Origin of the sequence: Delftia sp. WSY_10 (genome assembly GCF_043104705.1) — a bacterium.
Lineage (GTDB): Bacteria > Pseudomonadota > Gammaproteobacteria > Burkholderiales > Burkholderiaceae_C > Comamonas > Comamonas tsuruhatensis.
In genome coordinates, this window is the sequence record NZ_JBICKY010000021.1 from 177,451 (window position 1) to 194,318 (window position 16,868).

Consider the following 16,868-nt stretch of genomic DNA (forward strand, 5'->3'; position numbering starts at 1 on the left):
TGGTACTTCCTGTTTCTGTCTGGCGCCCTGCATCCATTTGCGCAGGGCGGGCGCTGATTGTCGCCTGAAGGCGGGGCCAGACTTGCTGACGATTCGTCGTGAGCAATGTGAGCAATGGACCAGTTCATATGCTACAAACTGCAACACTACGATATGAAAAAAAGCAGGGGGAAGGGAGAAGAATGGGAATCATGCGAATCCTGAACTCGCGATGGTGGAGCGTGGGCGCCGTGGCGTTGGTCGGCTCGGCCTTGCTGGCCGGCAGCGCGGTGGCCATCTATGCCGTGCGCGTGCAGCCGGTGCTCGACGGACAGCTCACGCTGGCCGGCCTGGAGCAGCCCGTGCGCGTGCGGCGCGACGAGGCCGACATCACCCACATCAGCGCCTTCACGCCGCAGGACCTGTGGCGCGCGCTGGGCCATGTGCATGCGCAGGAGCGCGGCTGGCAGCTGGAGTTCAACCGCCGCCTGATGCACGGCACGCTGTCCGAGATCCTCGGGCCGGCCACGCTGGACACCGACAAGCTCATGCGTGCGCTGGACATACGCGGCGCGGCGCGGCGCCAGTACGCATCCCTGCCCGCCAACGCGCGCGAGGCGCTGCAGGCCTACAGCGAGGGCATCGCGGCCTTCTATGCGGCCCTGCCCATGCGCCAGCATCCGCAGGTGCCCGAATTCATGCTGCTGGGCACCACGCCGGGCGGAGGCGACAGCTCGGCCTGGGCGCCCGAGGACAGCGTGGGCTGGGCGCTGATGATGGCGCTGGACCTGGGCGGCAACTGGGGCAACGAGTTCGCGCGGCTGGCCGCGCTCTCGCAACTGGACACACAGCAGCTGTGGCAGCTGATGCCGCCCTATCCGGGCGAGGCGCCGGCCACCGCCACCGATCTGGCCGCGCTTTACCGGGGGCTGGGCGTGTACCGCCAGGAGGCACAGGCGGCGTCTGCGCCCAAGGTGGCTGCCGCCGGCGAGGCGAGCGATGCCTGGGCCCGCTGGTCCCGCGACATGGTGCGCGATGCGGGCACCAACGACGGCAAGGGCAGCAACAACTGGGTGCTCTCGGGCAGCCGCACGGTCAGCGGCAAGCCCCTGTTGGCCAACGATCCCCATCTGGGCCTGAGCGCGCCCGCCATCTGGTACTACGCGCGCCTGCAGTCGCCCGCCGGCCATGCGCAGGACGGCACGCCGCTGGCGCCCATCGATGTGGTGGGGGCCACCCTGCCGGGCCTGCCCTTCGTGGTGCTGGGGCGCACGCGCGAGGTGGCCTGGGGCTTTACCAACACCAATCCCGATGTGCAGGATCTGTACCTGGAGCAGATCGATCCAGGCAACCCGGGCCGCTACCGCACGCCGGACGGCTGGGCGCCTTTCACCGAGCGCAGCGAGCGCATCAGGGTCAAGGGCCGGGCCGATGTGCAGCTCACGCTGCGCAGCACGCGCCACGGTCCCGTGATCAGCGATGTGCAGCCCCAGTACGAGGCCGTGCTCGACAAGCGCCGCTACGCCGTGGCCCTGCGCTGGGCCGCGCTGGACACCGACAACCTCACCGTGCAGGCCGGCCTGCGCGCCAACGAGGCGCGCAGCGTGGCCCAGCTGTTCGAGGCCTTTGCCGACTACCACTCGCCCATGCAGAGCATCGTCGCGGCCGATGTCCATGGCGACATCGGCTTCAAGGCCGCAGGCCGGGTGCCGCTGCGCGCGGCCGACAACGACCTGCGCGGCGTGGCGCCCGCGCCGGGCTGGGAGGCACGCTACGACTGGCAGGGCTGGCTGCCCTACGACCAGGCCCCGCAGGACGATGGAACGGCGCAGGGCTATCTGGCCACCGCCAACCAGCGCATCACGCGCGAGGGCTATGCCCACTTCCTCACCCAGGACTGGAGCCTGCCGTACCGGCACCAGCGCATCACCGAACTCATCGATGCGAAGGACAGGCACGACGTGGTCAGCATGGCCTCCATCCAGAACGACCAGACCTCGCTGGCCGCCCGTGCCCTGCTGCCGCAAATGCTCAAGGCCCTGGACGAAGCGCCGGCCACACATCCGCTGGCCGGGCAGGCGCGCCGGGTGATGGCGCAGTTCGACGGCCGCATGGATGCTGCGCAGGCCGCGCCCCTGATCTTTGCCGCCTGGGTGGACGAACTCACGCGCGGCCTGGTGATCCCGCGCATTGGCGCACAGACCTTTGCGGCCACCTATGGCAAGCGCGACTACCGCGCAGGCATCGAAGGCATGCTGGAACGCCGCGACGGCTGGTGGTGCGCGGCTGCAGGCTGCAGTGCCCAGGTCAGCCAGGCGCTGGACCGGGCGCTGGTGCGCCTGCAGTCCATGCAGGGCAGCGATCTGGGCCGCTGGCGCTGGGGCACGGCGCATGCGGCCCTGAGCAGCCACCGGCCGCTGGGCAGCGTGGGGCTGCTGGCGGGCATCTTCAATGTCAGCGTGCCTTCGGGCGGTGACAGCTACACCGTCAACGTGGGCCAGTACCTGCCCGGCGATGCCAGGGCGCCGTTCGCCAACCGCCATGCGGCATCGCTGCGCGCCATCTACGATCTGGCCGAGCCCGAGCGCTCGCTGTTCATCTACCAGACCGGCCAAAGCGGCGTGGCCCTGTCCAGCCGCTATGCGGACATGTCTGCCGAATGGGCCGACGGCCGCTACCGGCCGCTGCAGATGGCGCCCGCGCGCTGGCGCCATTCGATGATGCTGCGGCCGCAGTAGGTTGCAGTAGGTTGCAGTAGGTTGCAGTAGGTTGCAATAGGCTGCAGTAGCGGCGCGCGCAGGCCTCAGGTGCTGAGGAATTGCTCGATCAGCCCGGCCACGGCCGCCGGCTGGTCGTGGTGCAGCATATGGCCGGCGTCCTGAACCACGGCCGTGCGGCAGTCCGCAATCTGCCCGATGCGCTCGTGGTACTCGGCCAGCGTGTAGCGGTCCTTCCACCACATGCCCAGGCTGTCGTCGCTGGCCTCGACGGCCAGTACCGGCGCCGTGATGGCGCGGTACAGGGCCAGGATTTCTTCCACGCGGAACAGCTGGGCGCTGATGAGCTTGTGCGCCGTGTCGCCCAGGATTTCCCAGCGGCCCTGCGCATTGGGCGCCGCCCAGTGGTGGGCCAGCCACAGCGCCTTGTCCTCGGGCAGGCGGCGGTTGGTCTTCATCAGCCTGCGCGCCACGTCCTGCACGCTGTCATAGCTCTTGAGTTCCATGCCGCCGCTGCGCAGCTGGCGCAGCTCGTCCATCCACTGCGCATAGCGCGCAGGCGCCTGGTCTGGCCGGGTGGCCGGCATGCCGAAGCCTTCGAGGTTGACCAGCCGGCGTATGCGTGCAGGCCGCGCGCCCGCATACATCATGGACACGTTGCCGCCCATGCTGTGGCCCACCAGGTCCACGGGCGTATCGCCCGCCAGGGTGTCCAGCAGATGGTCCAGGTCGCCCAGGTAGTCGGCAAAGTCATGCCGGTCGGCAGGCCAGGCCGGCCGGCTCAGGCCGAAGCCGCGCCAGTCCGGCGCGATGATGCGGCGCCCCGCCATGAAGGCCTCGCCAAAGGCATCGACCACGAACTGGTAGGAGGCCGCCACATCCATCCAGCCGTGCACCAGCACCAGCGGCGCCAGCGCGGGATCGCCATCCACAGGTCCCCACTCGCGCACGTGGTACTCCATGGTGCGCACCGGCACCATGCGCGAGCGCCAGGGGCGTGTGGGAGCGTAGATGGGCGCTTCTTCAGCGGCCGTGGCGGGGAGGGAAGAGGGGGCTTGCAGCATCCCGCCGATTATTCCGGTTTGCTGCTGTGCAGCAGTCAGGGGCGGGACAGCGGTGGCGCGGGATTTCCCTGTGGCGGCAGACCCGCAGGTAGTAACCCGAGCGCCGCCGCCGCTGATGCACGGCATCAGAAACAATGATTGGCCGGCCGGGCCGGCGCTGCCTACAGTGGGTTGCAGATCGACCGCACAACAACCCGAAGGAGACAGCAATGCAGCAACGCAGATGGCTGACGGCCGCCATGGCCGCAGGATTGTGGGGCGCCGCCATGGCGGCCCAGGCCGGCACGGTGACGGTGCTGACCTCGTTTCCCAAGGAGCTGACCACGGCCTACCAGAAGGCCTTCGAGGCGGCCAATCCGGGGATCAAGATCGAGATCCTGAACAAGAACACCACGGCCGCCGTGGCCTATGTGCGCGAGCTGCCCGAGGGCCAGCGGCCCGACATCATGTGGGCCAGCGCCCCTGATGCCTTCGAGGTGCTGGCGCGCAACAAGCTGCTGACCGCCGCGCCCGAGACGCGCAATCCGGCCGCGCCCGCCAAGATCGGCAACTACCCGCTCAACGACCCGCAGGGCCTGTACTACGGCCAGGCGCTGGCCGGCTACGGAATCATGTGGAACACGCGCTACCTGAAGGCGCACAAGCTGGCGGCGCCCAAGGAGTGGAGCGACCTGACGCGGCCCGAGTACTTCGGCCACATCGCCATCTCCTCGCCCTCGCGCTCGGGCACCACGCAGCTGACGGTGGAGACCATCCTGCAGGGCGAGGGCTGGGACAAGGGCTGGCGCCAGCTGCTGTCCATGATGGGCAACGCCGCCGCCGTGACCGACCGCAGCTTTGCCGTGCCCGATGGCGTGAACAACGGCCAGTACGGCATAGGCATCGTGATCGATTTCTTCGGGCTGGCGGGCAAGTATTCGGGCTTCCCGGTGGACTTCGCCTACCCGGCGATGACGGCCGTGGTGCCGGCCAACATCGCGCTGATCGCGGGCGCCAAGAATGCCGACGAGGCGCGCAAGTTCATGGCCTTCACCATGTCGGTGCCGGGCCAGCAGCTGCTGTTCGACCCCAAGATCAGCCGCCTGCCCATCCTGCCCTACAGCCAGCTGAAGGCGCCGGCCGGCTACCCCGTGCCGCAGGAGGTGGCGCAGCGCGCCAAGGTGCAGTTCGATGCCAATCTGTCCGAGTCGCGCTATGCCGTGGTGATCAGCCTGTTCGACCAGATGGTGACCTTCCGCCTCAAGGAGCTGCAGGCGGCCACGCGCGCCATCCAGGAGGCGCACAAGGCCCTGCAGGCCAAGCCCAATGCCAGGGGGCAGGAGCTGCTGGCGCAGGCGCGCGACATCGCCTACTCGCCGCTGGTGGGCGAAGCCAATGTGAAGGACGAGCAGTTCCTGGAGCTGTTCCGCAAGAGCCGGCGCGATGTGGCCGTGTCCAAGGAGCTGACGGGCCTGGAGCAGATGTGGGCCGACAAGGCGCGTGCCAACTACGAGCGCGCGGCCAAGCTGGCGGCCGAGGCGCGCGGCCTGGCCCGGTAGGTGGCGCAGTAGGTGGCGTGGTAGGTGGCGTGGTAGGTGGCGCAGGGGCCCGGCACCGGGCGCCTGCATGCACTCCCCTTGGCAGTCTCTTTCGCTGCGGAGCATTCGCATGAGCATCGATTCCATGGCGGCGCCCGGCGCCGCCCCCCTTGCTGCGCGCGCACGGCGCATTCCGTCGGGCTGGGGGCCGTGGCTGGCCTTCGCGCTGATCCTGGCCTTTTTGCTGGCCTTTCTCATCGTGCCCGTGGGCATGGTGGTCTACACCGCCTTCGTCAATGAAGGCGGCGGGCTCACGCTGGGGCACTTCGGCAATTTCTTCGGCCAGACCGTCTTCCGCGAGTCGTTCTTCAACAGCCTGGGCGTGTCCCTGGCCAGCGTGTTCTTCGCCAGCCTGATCGCCGTGCCGCTGGCCTACCTGACGGTGCGCTTCGAGTTCCGGGGCGCGCTGCTGATACAGACGCTGGGCGTGCTGCCGCTGATCATGCCGCCCTTCGTGGGGGCGGTGGCGCTGCAGCTGATCTTCGGGCGCAGCGGCTCGGTCAACCTGCTGCTGGACGACTGGTTCGGCTTCACCGTGCCCATCATGGAGGGGCTGACGGGCGTGATCTTCGTGGAGAGCATCCACTACTTCCCGTTCATCCTGCTCAACCTCGTGGCGGCCATGCGCAATATCGACGGGGCCATGGAGGAGTCGGCGCTGAACCTGGGCTCGCGCGGTTTCCGGCTGTTTCGGCGCGTGATCTTTCCGCTGGCCATGCCCGGCTACCTGGCGGGCGCGGCCCTGGTGTTCGTCAAGGTGTTCGACGACCTGGGCACGCCGCTGGTGATGGGCGTGACCAATATGCTGGCGCCCCAGGCCTATCTGCGCATCACCTCGGTGGGGCTCGATGATCCGCTGGGCTATGTGATCAGCGTGATCATGATCGCGTTCTCCATCGTCGCCCTGTGGCTGGCCGCGCGGGTAATGAAGGGCAAGGACTACGCCACGCTGCAAAAGGGCGGCAGCGCGCTGCAAAAGCGCCGGCTGTCGGCCTGGGAGGCGCTGCTGGCCTATGGCTGGATCGCCCTGGTGCTGCTGGTGGTGCTGGCGCCGCATATCGGCATCTTGCTGATGTCGTTCTCCAAGGTCTGGAGCTTCTCGGTGCTGCCCGACAGCTATACGCTGGAGCACTACGCCACGGTGTTCACCGACTCGGGCTACATGATCGGCAACACGCTGCTGTACTGCCTGATGGCGGCGGGCATCGACGTGGTGATCGGCACCGCCATCGCCTACCTGATCCTGCGCACGCGGCTGCCTGCCCGGCAGTGGCTGGACTACCTGGCCTCGGTGGCGCTGGCGATTCCGGGTCTGGTGCTGGCCATCGGCTACCTGCGGCTGTTCAAGGGCGTGAACCTGCCCTTCACCGATACGCCCATCGTCACCACCTGGGTGCTGATCATGCTGGCCTATGCGGTGCGGCGGCTGCCGTATGCGCTGCGCTCGTGCATGGCGGCGCTGCAGCAGGTGCACATCTCGCTGGAGGAGGCCGCGCAAAGCCTGGGCGCGGGCCGCACCAGCGTGATACGGCGCGTGATGGTGCCGCTGATGGCCGGCGGCATCCTGGCCGGCTTCGTCACCAGCTTCATCACGGCGGCGGTGGAGCTGTCGGCCACCATCATGCTGGCCTCGGCCCAGAGCCAGGCGCCCATGAGCTACGGCATCTACCTGTACATGCAAAGCATCTCGGGGCGCGGGCCCGGTGCGGCATTGGGCGTGCTGGCCGTGGTCGTGGTCGGCCTGGGCACGTATTTCTCGCACCGCTTCGTGGAGCGCTCGCGCGCCACCGTGCAATCGACTTCGGAGTGAACCGCCATGCACCTGGACCCTGTCTCCCTCGAATGCAGGCACATCAGCCTGAGCTACGGCAGCAACGAAGTGCTGCGCGACGTCAACCTCAAGATCGAGCCCGGCGAGTTCTTCGCGCTGCTGGGGCCTTCGGGCTCGGGCAAGTCCACGCTGCTGCGGCTGATCGCGGGCTTCAACCGGCACCAGCGCGGCGAGCTGCTGGTGGGCGGGCAGGACATCACGGGCGTGCCGCCGCATGCGCGCAACATCGGCATGGTGTTCCAGAACTACGCGCTGTGGCCGCACATGACGGTGTACGACAACGTGGCCTTCGGCCTGGTCGAGCGCCGCGAAAGCCGCGACACCATCCGCCGCAAGGTGGGCGAAGTGCTGGAGCTGGTGGGCCTGTCGCAGTACGCGCAGCGCCGCCCGGGCCAGCTGTCGGGCGGGCAGCAGCAGCGCGTGGCGCTGGCGCGCACCGTGGTGATCGCGCCCAAGCTGCTGCTGCTGGACGAGCCGCTGTCCAACCTCGACAAGCAGCTGCGCGTGCAGATGCGCGAGGAACTGCGCAGCCTGCAGCGCAAGCTGGGCCTGACCACCATCTTCGTCACCCACGACCAGGAAGAGGCCATGACCACGGCCGACCGCATGGCCGTGCTGGACAAGGGCGTGCTGCAGCAGGTGGGCTCGGCGGCGGGGCTGTACGACTATCCGGCCAACCGCTTCGTGGCGGGCTTTGTCGGCACGGCCAATGTGCTGGAGGGCGAGGTGCTGCCGACGATAGGCGAGTCGCTGGTCTTCAAGGTGCCGGGCCTGGGCACGCTGACCCTGCCGCGCCCGGCCCAGCCGCCCGTGCCGGGGCGCGCGGCGCTGGCCTTCCGGCCGCACCAGGTGCAGATTGCGGTGCGCGACGATGCGGGCGATGCCTCGCGTGTGTGGGTGGAAGGACAGATCGAGAGCGCCGAATTCCTGGGCGAGTTCTCGCGCTACCGCGTGCGCGTGGGCGAGGTGGCCGTGGTCGCCGACCAGGCGCACTACGCAGGCATTGCCATGTTCCCCATGGGCATGCCGGTGCGCCTGGGCATCGAGCCCACGCAGCTGCGCTACCTCGATGAGTGAACGATGAGACGGCTAGGGATGTTCCCTGAAACCCGGGCCTGCCCGGGCCGCAGGCCCTGGCGCCTGCGCTAGGCTGGCCGCCCATGGAGATGTATCAGCTGCGCGCCTACGTCACGGCGGCCACGCTGGGCAGCGTCACGCGCACGGCCGAGGCCCTGCATCTGACGCAGCCCGCCATCACGGCCCAGATCAAGGCGCTGGAGGAAGAGCTGGGCGTGGCGCTGTTCGACCGGCGCCCGGGCCGCATCAGCCTCACGCGGGCCGGCGAGGCCCTGATGGAGCCCGCCCGGCAGGTGCTGGATGCAGCGGGTCGGCTGCAGGGCCAGGCCCGCGAGCTGCAGGGCGAGGTCACCGGCCAGCTGCTGCTGGGCACGGTGGCCGACCCCGAGGCGCTGCGCCTGGGCTCGCTGCTGCATGGCCTGGTGGAGGCGCTGCCGCTGCTGGACATCAAGACACGCCAGGGCTGGGCCGAGGAGCTGCGCGCGCAGGTCGCGGCCGGCGGCCTGCAGGGCGCGTTCTACATCGGCGCCCACATGCCGCGCGACCTGGGCGCGCTGGTGCTGCAGACACTGCACTACCGCGTGGCGGCGCCGCCCGCGCTGCGCGAGCGCGTCCTGCAATCGGGCTGGAAGGACCTGGCGCAACTGCCCTGGATCGGCGCGCCAGCGCAGCACCATGAGCAGGCCCTGCTGCTGGCGCTGTTCGCCCGCCAGGGGCTGAGCCCCAATCAGATCGTGGAAAGCGATGCCGCCGCCGCGCCTGAGAGCCTGGTGCGCGCCGGCCTGGGCCTGGCGCTGCTGCGCGAGGACCGCGCCCTGGCCGCGGCCGAGCATGGCTGCGTGGCCATCTGGCCGCATGCGCGCGTGTCGGCGCAGCTGGGCTTCATCCATCCGCGCGAGGCCGAGCACGACCCGGCCCTGGTGGCCACGCTGTCGCAGCTGCGCAGGGTCTGGGGGCTGACCGAGGTTCAGGCGGCGGCGCCGCCGCCGGCCTGAGGGGTGCCTGCCTGGACGATGGCCTCGACCAGCGCATCGAGGCTGCCCTGGCGTTCCTGCTCGCCCACCTCGAACAGCTCCAGCACGCCGGTGCCGCGCAGGATGGCGAAGGCCATGGCCGCAAAGCCCTGGGGGCGGGGATGGTGGGCCGCGATCTCGGGGAAGACGTCCAGGAAGCGGGTGTAGAACACGCTGTCCACATGTACCCGGCGCGCGTCCACGCGGTCGAACAGCGAGGGGGAGGCCTTGCAGCCGAAGAACATGCTCCAGGCCGCCTGGTAGTTGGCCGCGCCGAAGATGTTGTCCCAGGCCAGGGTGACGAAGGCCTCGGCACGCTCGCGCAGGGGCAGGGCCTTGTCGGGCCAGACCGTGCCCTGGTCGCTCAGCGGCTCCATGACCTCGATGACCAGCCGCTCCATCAGCGCATCGCGGCTCTCGAAGTGGTGCTGCAGCGCGCCCAGCGACACATCGGCGCCGCGCGCGATGGCCTGCAGCGTGGCGCTCTTGAAGCCGCCCTCGCGCAGCAGCGCCAGGGCGGAGTCGATGATCTTGCGTTGCGTTGTCTCCACACGCTCGGTCTGCGGCGTGCGTGCGCGCCGCTGCGTGGCGGACGTCGTCATGTTCTGGGCTCCAGAGGGCAAAAAAATAATAGTAGATTGTTTTTGTTTGTTGCGGGCGTTCAACCGTTGCCGGAGTGCGGCATGGCGGGCGGCAATGCGTCGATGGCCTTCGCTACTCCTTCTTTTTGGGCTTGTCCATAGGGATAAATTACAAGAAATAATAATTTATTGTTTTTTATAGTTGATACCCATCAACAAGGGGCGCACAAGGCCCCGCATTCCAACAGGCACCCCACGAGGAGACATTGCCGTGAAGACCACCGAAGTGTTCCAACCCCTGCGCCGCCGCGCGCCTTGCTGAGAGCCGGAGCACCCCCTTGATGCACAGTTCTTCCTCGCAGGGCCATCTGGAGCGCAGGCTCAAAAACCGCCATATCCAGCTCATCGCGCTGGGCGGCACCATCGGCACGGGCCTGTTCCTGGGCTCGGCCGGCATCATCGAGCTGGCCGGCCCGTCCGTGCTGCTCGGCTACGCCATTGGCGGGCTGATCATCTTTTTCATCATGCGTTTCCTGGGCGAGATGCTGGTCGAGGAGCCCAACGCGGGCTCGTTCAGCTATTTCGCCAACCGCTACCTGGGCCGCTTCGCGGGCTTTCTGGCGGGCTGGAACTGTGTGGCGCTGTATGTGCTCGTGGGCATGCTGGAGCTGACGGCCGCAGGCAAGTTCATCCAGTTCTGGTGGCCCGGCATACCCACCTGGGTGACGGCGGCGGTGTTCTTCGTGCTGATCAACGGCGTGAACTTCATCAACGTCAAGGCCTATGGCGAGTTCGAGTTCTGGTTCGCGCTGATCAAGATCGTGGCCGTGATGGCCATGATCGGCGCAGGCCTGTATTTGCTGTTCAGCGCCGACCGGCCCGAGCAGACCGTGCGCAACCTGTGGACGCACGGCGGCTTCTTCCCCAACGGCTTCTCAGGCCTGGTGATGGCCTTCGCCTTCATCATGTTCGCCTTCGGCGGCGTGGAGATGCTGGGCTTCGCGGCGGCCGAGACCGACCAGCCGCGCACCGTCATCCCCAAGGCCGTGAACCAGCTGATCTACCGCGTGCTGGTGTTCTACATCGGCTCCATGGCCGTGCTGATGTCGCTGATGCCCTGGACCGACCTGCTGGGCCAGCTCAAGTCCGGCGGCGACACCTACAGCAGCAGCCCCTTCGTGCTGGTGTTCTCGGGCCTGGGCGAGAACGTGGCCGCCCACCTGCTGAACTTCGTGATCCTCACGGCCACGCTGTCGGTCTACAACAGCATGGTCTACAGCAACAGCCGCCTGCTGTACGGCATGGCCAGCGAAGGCAATGCACCGCGCTCGCTGATGCAGGTCAACCGCCGCGGCGTGCCGGTGCGGGCCATCGTCTATCCGGCCATCTTCACGGCGCTGGCCATCGTGCTGAACTATGTGGCGCCGGCCGGCGTGCTGGAGCTGCTGATGTCGCTGATCGTGGCGGCCCTGGTGATCACCTGGACCATCATCATCGTGGCGCACTGGCGCTTTCGCCGGGCCCATGCGGCACGCGGGACCGTGCTGGGCTTTCCCGCACCGGCCGCGCCGCTGACCAATGCCATCTGCCTGGCCGCCATGGCCCTGGTGGTGGGCGTGATGCTGCTGACACCGTCGGTGCGGTCCTCCGCGCTGGCCATTCCGATCTGGGTCCTGGTGGTCTACGGGGCCTATCGCCTCGTGTTCCGCCAACGTCCCACGCCTGTGCTGGAATCCGTACTGGAACCCGCGCACATCCCCCGTTGATACCTTCAAGGAGAACCAACCATGGCAGACCTGTTCGACAACCCGATGGGCCTGATGGGCTTCGAATTCGTGGAATTCGCATCGCCCACGCCCGGCGTGCTGGAGCCGCTGTTCGAGAAGCTGGGCTTCACCCTGGTGGCCAGGCACCGTTCCAAGAACGTGCTGCTGTACCGCCAGGGAGGCATCAACTTCATCATCAACAATGAGCCGGGACAGGCCGCCTATTTCGCGGCCGAGCACGGCGCCTCGGCCTGCGGCCTGGCCTTCCGCGTCAAGGATGCGCACCAGGCCTACAAGCGCGCGCTGGAGCTGGGCGCGCAGCCCGTGGAAATTCCCACCGGCCCCATGGAATTGCGCCTGCCGGCCATCAAGGGCATCGGCGGCGCGCCGCTGTACCTGATCGACCGCTTCGACGAAGGCAAGTCCATCTACGACATCGACTTCGAGTTCCTGCCCGGCGTGGACCGCAACCCCAAGGGCCACGGCTTCCAGGTGGTGGACCACCTGACGCACAACGTCTACCGCGGCCGCATGACCTACTGGGCGGACTTCTACAGCAAGCTGTTCAATTTCCGCGAGATCCGCTACTTCGACATCTCCGGCGAATACACGGGCTTGGCTTCCAAGGCCATGACGGCGCCCGACGGCCTGATCCGCATTCCGCTGAACGAGGAATCGCGCCAGGGCGGCGGCCAGATCGAGGAATTCCTCATGCAGTTCAACGGCGAGGGCATCCAGCACATCGCGCTGCTGACGGACAACCTGCTGGACTCCATCGACCAGCTGCAGATGGCCGGCATTCCGCTGCTGACCGCGCCCAACGACATCTACTACCAGAACCTGGAAGGCCGCCTGCCCGGCCACGGCCAGCCCGTGGGCGAGCTGCAGGCACGCGGCATCCTGCTGGACGGCACGACCGAGGGCGGCCAGCCGCGCCTGCTGCTGCAGATCTTCTCCCAGCCCATGCTGGGCCCCGTGTTCTTCGAGTTCATCGAGCGCAAGGGCAACTACCGCGAAGGCTTCGGCGAAGGCAATTTCAAGGCCCTGTTCGAGTCCATGGAGCGCGACCAGATCAACCGCGGCGTGCTGCAGGCCGAGGCACCGCAGAGCGCCTGATCCCGACGGACGCAGCGCGCCCGCCCGGCCCTGGCCGGGTGGGCGCGCTGTCGTCAGGGTAAACACGGGCGGCCCTACACTCGGTGCCCATGAATTCCCCCTCGATGCAACCGGTGGCGCTCGGTCAAAGCGCATTGCAAGTCAGCCCCATCTGCCTGGGCACCATGACGTTCGGCGAGCAGGTCGGCGAGGCCGAGGCCTTTGCCATCATGGACCGCGCGCTGGAGCGCGGCGTGGACTTCTTCGACACGGCCGAGATGTATGCCGTGCCCGCACGCTCCGAAACCTGCGGCGCCACCGAAACCATCATCGGCCGCTGGTTCGCCCAGCGCCCCGGCGCGCGCGCCAGGGTCGTGCTGGCCACCAAGGTGGCCGGTCCTTCGCGGGGCATGCCCTGGGTGCGCGAGGGCAAGGGCATGACGGCGGCCGACATCGCCGCCTCCTGCGAAGGCAGCCTGCGCCGCCTGGGCACGGACGTGATCGACCTCTACCAGATCCACTGGCCCGAGCGCAATGTGCCGGCCTTCGGCCAGCTGTACTACGACCCGTCCAAGGAAAGCTCGCAGACCGGCATCCATGAGCAGCTCGAGGCGCTGGGCCGCCTGGTCCGTGAAGGCAAGGTGCGCCACATCGGCCTGTCCAACGAAACGCCCTGGGGCGTGCACGAATTCGTGCGCCTGGCCGAGCAGCACGGCCTGCCGCGCGTGGCCTCGGTGCAGAACGCCTACTGCCTGCTCAACCGCAGCTGGGAAAACGGCATGGATGAAAGCTGCCACCGCCTGGGCGTGTCGCTGCTGGCCTATTCGCCGCTGGCCTTCGGCCTGCTCACGGGCAAGTTCGACGTGCATGCGCCCACCGATCCCGCTGCGCCGCAGGCCGCACGCATTGCGCGCTACGAGTCTGTGCGCAAGCAGCGCTGGGGCCGGCCCGAAGCCCTGGCCGCCGCGCGCCGCTACAACGCGCTGGCGCGCGAGCATGGCATGACGCCCACGCAGCTGGCGCTGGCGTTTTGCTACACCAAGTGGCAGGTGGCCAGCACCATCATCGGCGTGACCTCGGTGGCCCAGCTCGATGAGGACCTGAACGCCTGGGGCACGCAACTGTCGCCCGAACTGCTGTCGGCCATCGACGCCATCCGCTGGGAAGTGCGCGACCCCGCGCAATAGGCCTCAGCCCTGCGCAATAGGCCTAGGCCCTGCGCCTTCAGCGGCTGCACTCGCCCTTGAGCGCAGCGGCCGCCAGCATGGGCAGACTCAGCAGGCCCATGCCGCCGCCCTTGAACTCGCCCTTCATGCAGTCGCCCTGGGCGGCCTGGCGCATGCCGCTGGCCAGCGGGTCCTCGCGCTGCGCATGGATCTGGGGCCTGACCAGGCCCTGCCGGGCCGCCGACTGCACGGCCTCGCGGCCTGCGGCCGAGTCCAGCAGGCGGCCCATGGCCCTGGCGCTGCGCGCGGCGTCCGGAGCGGCCTCGGTGTCGGCGAGCACAGGCGCTTGCGCGGCGGCTGTCGCGGCCTGCTCCGTGGCCTTTGCAGCCCCTGCGCTTTGCATTGAAGGCGGTGCGACGGCGGCGGTGTCCGGCCGTCGCGTAGGCGCGGGCGCGGGCGCCGGTCCGGGCCGGGCAGCCGCTGCAGCAGGAGATGGCGCCGGCGCCGGCGTCGGCGTCGAAGTCGGCGTCTCGACCCAGACCACCTGAAGGCGGTGCGCCTCGGCCTGCCCGGTGCCGGGCCGCGCAATGTCCGGGGCCAGACCCTGCCACAGCAGCGCCCCGTGCAGCAGCAGCGACAGCAGCAGGCCCGCGATCAGCCGCAGCCGCCCGCTGCTCAAGCCTCGGGCCCTGCCACCCATTCCAGCAGGTCACCGGGCTGGCACTGGAGCGCCTCGCAGATGCGCTCCAGCGTGTCGAAGCGCACGCCGCGCACCTTGCCGCTCTTGAGCAGGGAAATATTCTGTTCGGTGATGCCGACCATCTCGGCCAGTTCGCGCGAGCGCATCTTGCGGCGGGCCAGCATCACATCGAGGTGGACGATGATGGGCATGGTTCAGTCGCCATCCCGGAATCGGTTGGCGTCGCGAAGGAAGATCACCAGGGTCAGCAGGAATAGGCCCAGCAGCACCAATGCGGCCTCGTACAGGTGCAGCGAGAGCTGGCGCTGGCCGGGGAGCACCATGAGGTGGATCGTGATGGGAACGCCGCTCATACGAATCCCGCGTTCTCGTCGGCGATGCGCCGCGCCTGCAGCATCACATGGGCGATGGAGACCAGCACCACGCCGAGCAGGACCAGCAGGCCATCGTGCCAGTACAGGCCCAGCGTGACGAAGCGCTGCCCTGGCGGATTGCCCATGCTGGCCGCCACCGACATCAGCGCGCGCGTGAAGGGCAGGGCCAGCGCGCCCGCCAGCACCGTCCAGGCAAAGCGCATCAGGGCGTGCTGCGCCTGCTGGCCGAAGACACGGCCCTGCAGGTACTCGCCGAACAGTGTCCACAGCTGGCGCAGCGCATACAGGCCGCAGCCCACGGGCAGCAGGCTGACCAGTGCGGTGCGCCAGCGCGCAGCCATGTCCAGCGGCTGGCCGGGCGGCATGCCCAGCAGGCCTTGCGCCTGGCCCGAAAGATCTTGCGGCGACAGCAGGGCGGCTGCCGGCAGGGCCAGCAGCGCGACGGCACCGAGCGCAATCAGGATGCGCGCCGCCTGGGAGTGGCGCCTGAGGGCGTTGCCTGCGGCGTGGGGCGTATAGTTCATGGCACAGCCTTGTATTGATGAATCGATAAAAAATTATTGTAAAACGATAAAAAATTCATGTCCAAGAAAAACTCTCATGTCAGCGAGACACCGGCCACCCAACTGCTGCGCGCCCACAAGGTGGAGTTCACCGAGCACCCCTATGAGTACCTGGAACACGGCGGCACCGAGCACAGCGCGGCCAGCCTGGGCCTGGACGAGCACATGGTGGTCAAGACCCTGGTGATGCAGGACCAGGACGCCAGGCCGCTGATCGTGCTCATGCACGGCGACTGCAAGGTCTCCACCAAGAACCTGGCGCGGCAGATCGGCGCCAAGAGCGTGGAGCCCTGCAAGCCCGAAGTCGCCAACCGCCACAGCGGCTACCTGGTCGGCGGCACCTCGCCCTTCGGCACGCGCCGCGACATGCCGGTCTATATCGAAGAGAGCATCCTGGCGCTGCCGCGCATCGCCATCAACGGCGGGCGCCGGGGCTTTCTGGTGCAGCTGGACCCGCAGGTCTGCGTGCAGCTGCTGGATGCACGGCCCGTGCACTGCGCGCTGGCAGAATAGATGCCCTGAAGAAATGAACACGACTTGCGCACACGGGAAGGCGGCCACCGCCTCCACCGGGTTCGCGCAGGTCCTGATGAAAAACATGTGTCGGCGATCAGGGAGGGCGGGCCATCATGGCCGGCCGGATCGCGCGCCGGCGCTCCACAGACCGGCCAAGGACTTCAATTGAACGCGCTCTACCCCCTTCTCGCCACCGTGGCGGCCTACCTGATCGGCTCGCTGTCGTTCGCCGTCATCGTCAGCCGGGCCATGGGCCTGAATGATCCGCGTACCTATGGCAGCGGCAACCCCGGCGCCACCAATGTGCTGCGCTCCGGCAGCAAGGCGGCAGCGGCCGTCACCCTGCTGCTGGACGCCGCCAAGGGCTGGCTGCCCGTGGCCCTGGTGCAATGGTTCGGCAGCCGCTTCGGCATGGGCGATGGCACGGTGGCCATGGTGGCGCTGGCTGCCTTTCTGGGCCACCTGTACCCGGTGTTCTTCCGCTTCAAGGGCGGCAAGGGCGTGGCCACGGCCCTGGGCGTGCTGCTGGGCATCAGCGTCTGGCTGGGCCTGGCGGTGGCGCTGACCTGGCTGATCATTGCCGTGTTCTTCCGCTATTCCTCGCTGGCGGCCCTGGTGGCCTCCGTGTTCGCCCCCGTCTACTACCTGCTGTGCAGCGGCGTGGTCTGGTATGCCGAGACACCGATTGCCGCCGCCATCGTCGCCATGGCGGCCCTGCTGATCTGGCGCCACCGCGAGAACATCCAGCGCCTGATGGCCGGCAAGGAATCCAGGCTGGGCAGCAAGAAGGCCGACCCGGCAGCAGCCGCCGCGGCCAAGCCCGGCACGGCCAAAGGCAAGCCGCATTGA

16 protein-coding genes are annotated in these 16,868 nt (G+C 68.3%); 10 read left to right on the plus strand and 6 right to left on the minus strand.

Features of this window, described 5'->3' with window-relative positions; all coding sequences use genetic code 11:
* Window positions 1–182 precede the first annotated feature (182 nt).
* On the plus strand, window positions 183–2,717 hold the full coding sequence (locus ACF8ML_RS11885; RefSeq protein ID WP_047326804.1) for a penicillin acylase family protein: 2,535 nt from the start codon (window positions 183–185) through the stop codon (window positions 2,715–2,717).
* A 65-nt stretch (window positions 2,718–2,782) separates the two neighbouring features.
* On the opposite strand, the gene ACF8ML_RS11890 is transcribed toward ACF8ML_RS11885, so the two are convergent.
* Window positions 2,783–3,760 carry an alpha/beta fold hydrolase gene (locus ACF8ML_RS11890; RefSeq protein ID WP_047326805.1) on the minus strand — a complete coding sequence of 326 codons (978 nt, stop codon included), beginning with the start codon at window positions 3,758–3,760 and terminating at the stop codon, window positions 2,783–2,785.
* Window positions 3,761–3,969: 209 nt separating this feature from the next.
* Here ACF8ML_RS11890 and ACF8ML_RS11895 point away from each other — a divergent pair, with 209 nt between their 5' ends.
* The 4 genes from ACF8ML_RS11895 (at window position 3,970) to ACF8ML_RS11910 (ending at window position 9,240) form a co-directional block, all read left to right on the plus strand.
* Entirely contained in the window at window positions 3,970–5,298 is a 1,329-nt protein-coding gene (locus tag ACF8ML_RS11895) for an ABC transporter substrate-binding protein (protein ID WP_212645417.1), read from the plus strand.
* Between the two features lie 109 nt (window positions 5,299–5,407).
* Window positions 5,408–7,147 carry an iron ABC transporter permease gene (locus ACF8ML_RS11900; RefSeq protein WP_012206599.1) on the plus strand — a complete coding sequence of 580 codons (1,740 nt, stop codon included), beginning with the start codon at window positions 5,408–5,410 and terminating at the stop codon, window positions 7,145–7,147.
* Window positions 7,148–7,153: 6 nt separating this feature from the next.
* Window positions 7,154–8,245 carry an ABC transporter ATP-binding protein gene (locus ACF8ML_RS11905; RefSeq protein ID WP_012206598.1) on the plus strand — a complete coding sequence of 364 codons (1,092 nt, stop codon included), beginning with the start codon at window positions 7,154–7,156 and terminating at the stop codon, window positions 8,243–8,245.
* 83 nt (window positions 8,246–8,328) lie between these two features.
* The gene (locus tag ACF8ML_RS11910) at window positions 8,329–9,240 is read left to right on the plus strand and encodes a LysR family transcriptional regulator (protein WP_016451411.1); all 912 of its coding nucleotides are present in this window, start codon (window positions 8,329–8,331) and stop codon (window positions 9,238–9,240) included.
* Here ACF8ML_RS11910 and ACF8ML_RS11915 read toward each other — a convergent pair.
* Complete coding sequence (locus ACF8ML_RS11915) at window positions 9,213–9,860, minus strand: TetR/AcrR family transcriptional regulator (RefSeq protein ID WP_016449233.1); 648 nt, start codon at window positions 9,858–9,860, stop codon at window positions 9,213–9,215. The genes ACF8ML_RS11910 and ACF8ML_RS11915 overlap by 28 nt on opposite strands.
* A 320-nt stretch (window positions 9,861–10,180) precedes the next feature.
* Here ACF8ML_RS11915 and ACF8ML_RS11920 point away from each other — a divergent pair, with 320 nt between their 5' ends.
* From ACF8ML_RS11920 to ACF8ML_RS11930, 3 genes are all read left to right on the plus strand, one after another.
* On the plus strand, window positions 10,181–11,605 hold the full coding sequence (locus ACF8ML_RS11920) for an amino acid permease (protein WP_392408065.1): 1,425 nt from the start codon (window positions 10,181–10,183) through the stop codon (window positions 11,603–11,605).
* Window positions 11,606–11,626: 21 nt separating this feature from the next.
* Window positions 11,627–12,721 carry a 4-hydroxyphenylpyruvate dioxygenase gene (hppD, locus tag ACF8ML_RS11925; RefSeq protein ID WP_133072531.1) on the plus strand — a complete coding sequence of 365 codons (1,095 nt, stop codon included), beginning with the start codon at window positions 11,627–11,629 and terminating at the stop codon, window positions 12,719–12,721.
* A gap of 104 nt (window positions 12,722–12,825) precedes the next feature.
* Window positions 12,826–13,887, plus strand: coding sequence for an aldo/keto reductase (locus ACF8ML_RS11930; protein WP_047326809.1), 1,062 nt, complete (start codon window positions 12,826–12,828; stop codon window positions 13,885–13,887).
* 37 nt (window positions 13,888–13,924) lie between these two features.
* On the opposite strand, the gene ACF8ML_RS11935 is transcribed toward ACF8ML_RS11930, so the two are convergent.
* Genes ACF8ML_RS11935 through ACF8ML_RS11950 form a run of 4 tightly spaced genes read right to left on the minus strand, consistent with a single transcriptional unit; the run spans window position 13,925 to window position 15,464 of the window.
* Window positions 13,925–14,545 carry a hypothetical protein gene (locus ACF8ML_RS11935; protein WP_047326810.1) on the minus strand — a complete coding sequence of 207 codons (621 nt, stop codon included), beginning with the start codon at window positions 14,543–14,545 and terminating at the stop codon, window positions 13,925–13,927.
* The gene (locus ACF8ML_RS11940) at window positions 14,542–14,757 is read right to left on the minus strand and encodes a helix-turn-helix transcriptional regulator (protein WP_013801570.1); all 216 of its coding nucleotides are present in this window, start codon (window positions 14,755–14,757) and stop codon (window positions 14,542–14,544) included. Before ACF8ML_RS11940 ends, ACF8ML_RS11935 begins: the two co-directional genes overlap by 4 nt.
* 3 nt (window positions 14,758–14,760) lie before the next feature.
* A complete protein-coding gene (locus ACF8ML_RS11945; protein WP_200903732.1) occupies window positions 14,761–14,919 on the minus strand; it encodes a hypothetical protein in 159 nt (52 codons plus the stop codon).
* Window positions 14,916–15,464, minus strand: coding sequence for a DUF2975 domain-containing protein (locus ACF8ML_RS11950; RefSeq protein ID WP_016449239.1), 549 nt, complete (start codon window positions 15,462–15,464; stop codon window positions 14,916–14,918). Before ACF8ML_RS11950 ends, ACF8ML_RS11945 begins: the two co-directional genes overlap by 4 nt.
* 57 nt (window positions 15,465–15,521) lie before the next feature.
* On the opposite strand from ACF8ML_RS11950, the gene ybaK reads away from it, so the two are divergent.
* Entirely contained in the window at window positions 15,522–16,016 is a 495-nt protein-coding gene (ybaK, locus tag ACF8ML_RS11955; protein WP_012206589.1) for a Cys-tRNA(Pro) deacylase, read from the plus strand.
* 168 nt (window positions 16,017–16,184) lie between these two features.
* Window positions 16,185–16,868, plus strand: coding sequence for a glycerol-3-phosphate 1-O-acyltransferase PlsY (gene plsY / locus ACF8ML_RS11960; protein ID WP_392408066.1), 684 nt, complete (start codon window positions 16,185–16,187; stop codon window positions 16,866–16,868).

Excerpts from the sequence above, each read along its gene's own strand:
- ACF8ML_RS11900 (WP_012206599.1), top strand. The coding sequence starts at position 5,408 with ATGAGCATCGATTCCATGGCGGCGCCCGGCGCCGCCCCCCTTGCTGCG.
- ACF8ML_RS11940 (WP_013801570.1), bottom strand. The coding sequence starts at position 14,757 with ATGCCCATCATCGTCCACCTCGATGTGATGCTGGCCCGCCGCAAGATG.
- hppD (WP_133072531.1), top strand. The coding sequence starts at position 11,627 with ATGGCAGACCTGTTCGACAACCCGATGGGCCTGATGGGCTTCGAATTC.
- ACF8ML_RS11945 (WP_200903732.1), bottom strand. The coding sequence starts at position 14,919 with ATGAGCGGCGTTCCCATCACGATCCACCTCATGGTGCTCCCCGGCCAG.
- ybaK (WP_012206589.1), top strand. The coding sequence starts at position 15,522 with ATGTCCAAGAAAAACTCTCATGTCAGCGAGACACCGGCCACCCAACTG.
- ACF8ML_RS11950 (WP_016449239.1), bottom strand. The coding sequence starts at position 15,464 with ATGAACTATACGCCCCACGCCGCAGGCAACGCCCTCAGGCGCCACTCC.
- ACF8ML_RS11920 (WP_392408065.1), top strand. The coding sequence starts at position 10,181 with ATGCACAGTTCTTCCTCGCAGGGCCATCTGGAGCGCAGGCTCAAAAAC.
- ACF8ML_RS11885 (WP_047326804.1), top strand. The coding sequence starts at position 183 with ATGGGAATCATGCGAATCCTGAACTCGCGATGGTGGAGCGTGGGCGCC.
- ACF8ML_RS11915 (WP_016449233.1), bottom strand. The coding sequence starts at position 9,860 with ATGACGACGTCCGCCACGCAGCGGCGCGCACGCACGCCGCAGACCGAG.
- ACF8ML_RS11895 (WP_212645417.1), top strand. The coding sequence starts at position 3,970 with ATGCAGCAACGCAGATGGCTGACGGCCGCCATGGCCGCAGGATTGTGG.
- ACF8ML_RS11930 (WP_047326809.1), top strand. The coding sequence starts at position 12,826 with ATGCAACCGGTGGCGCTCGGTCAAAGCGCATTGCAAGTCAGCCCCATC.
- ACF8ML_RS11905 (WP_012206598.1), top strand. The coding sequence starts at position 7,154 with ATGCACCTGGACCCTGTCTCCCTCGAATGCAGGCACATCAGCCTGAGC.
- ACF8ML_RS11890 (WP_047326805.1), bottom strand. The coding sequence starts at position 3,760 with ATGCTGCAAGCCCCCTCTTCCCTCCCCGCCACGGCCGCTGAAGAAGCG.
- ACF8ML_RS11910 (WP_016451411.1), top strand. The coding sequence starts at position 8,329 with ATGGAGATGTATCAGCTGCGCGCCTACGTCACGGCGGCCACGCTGGGC.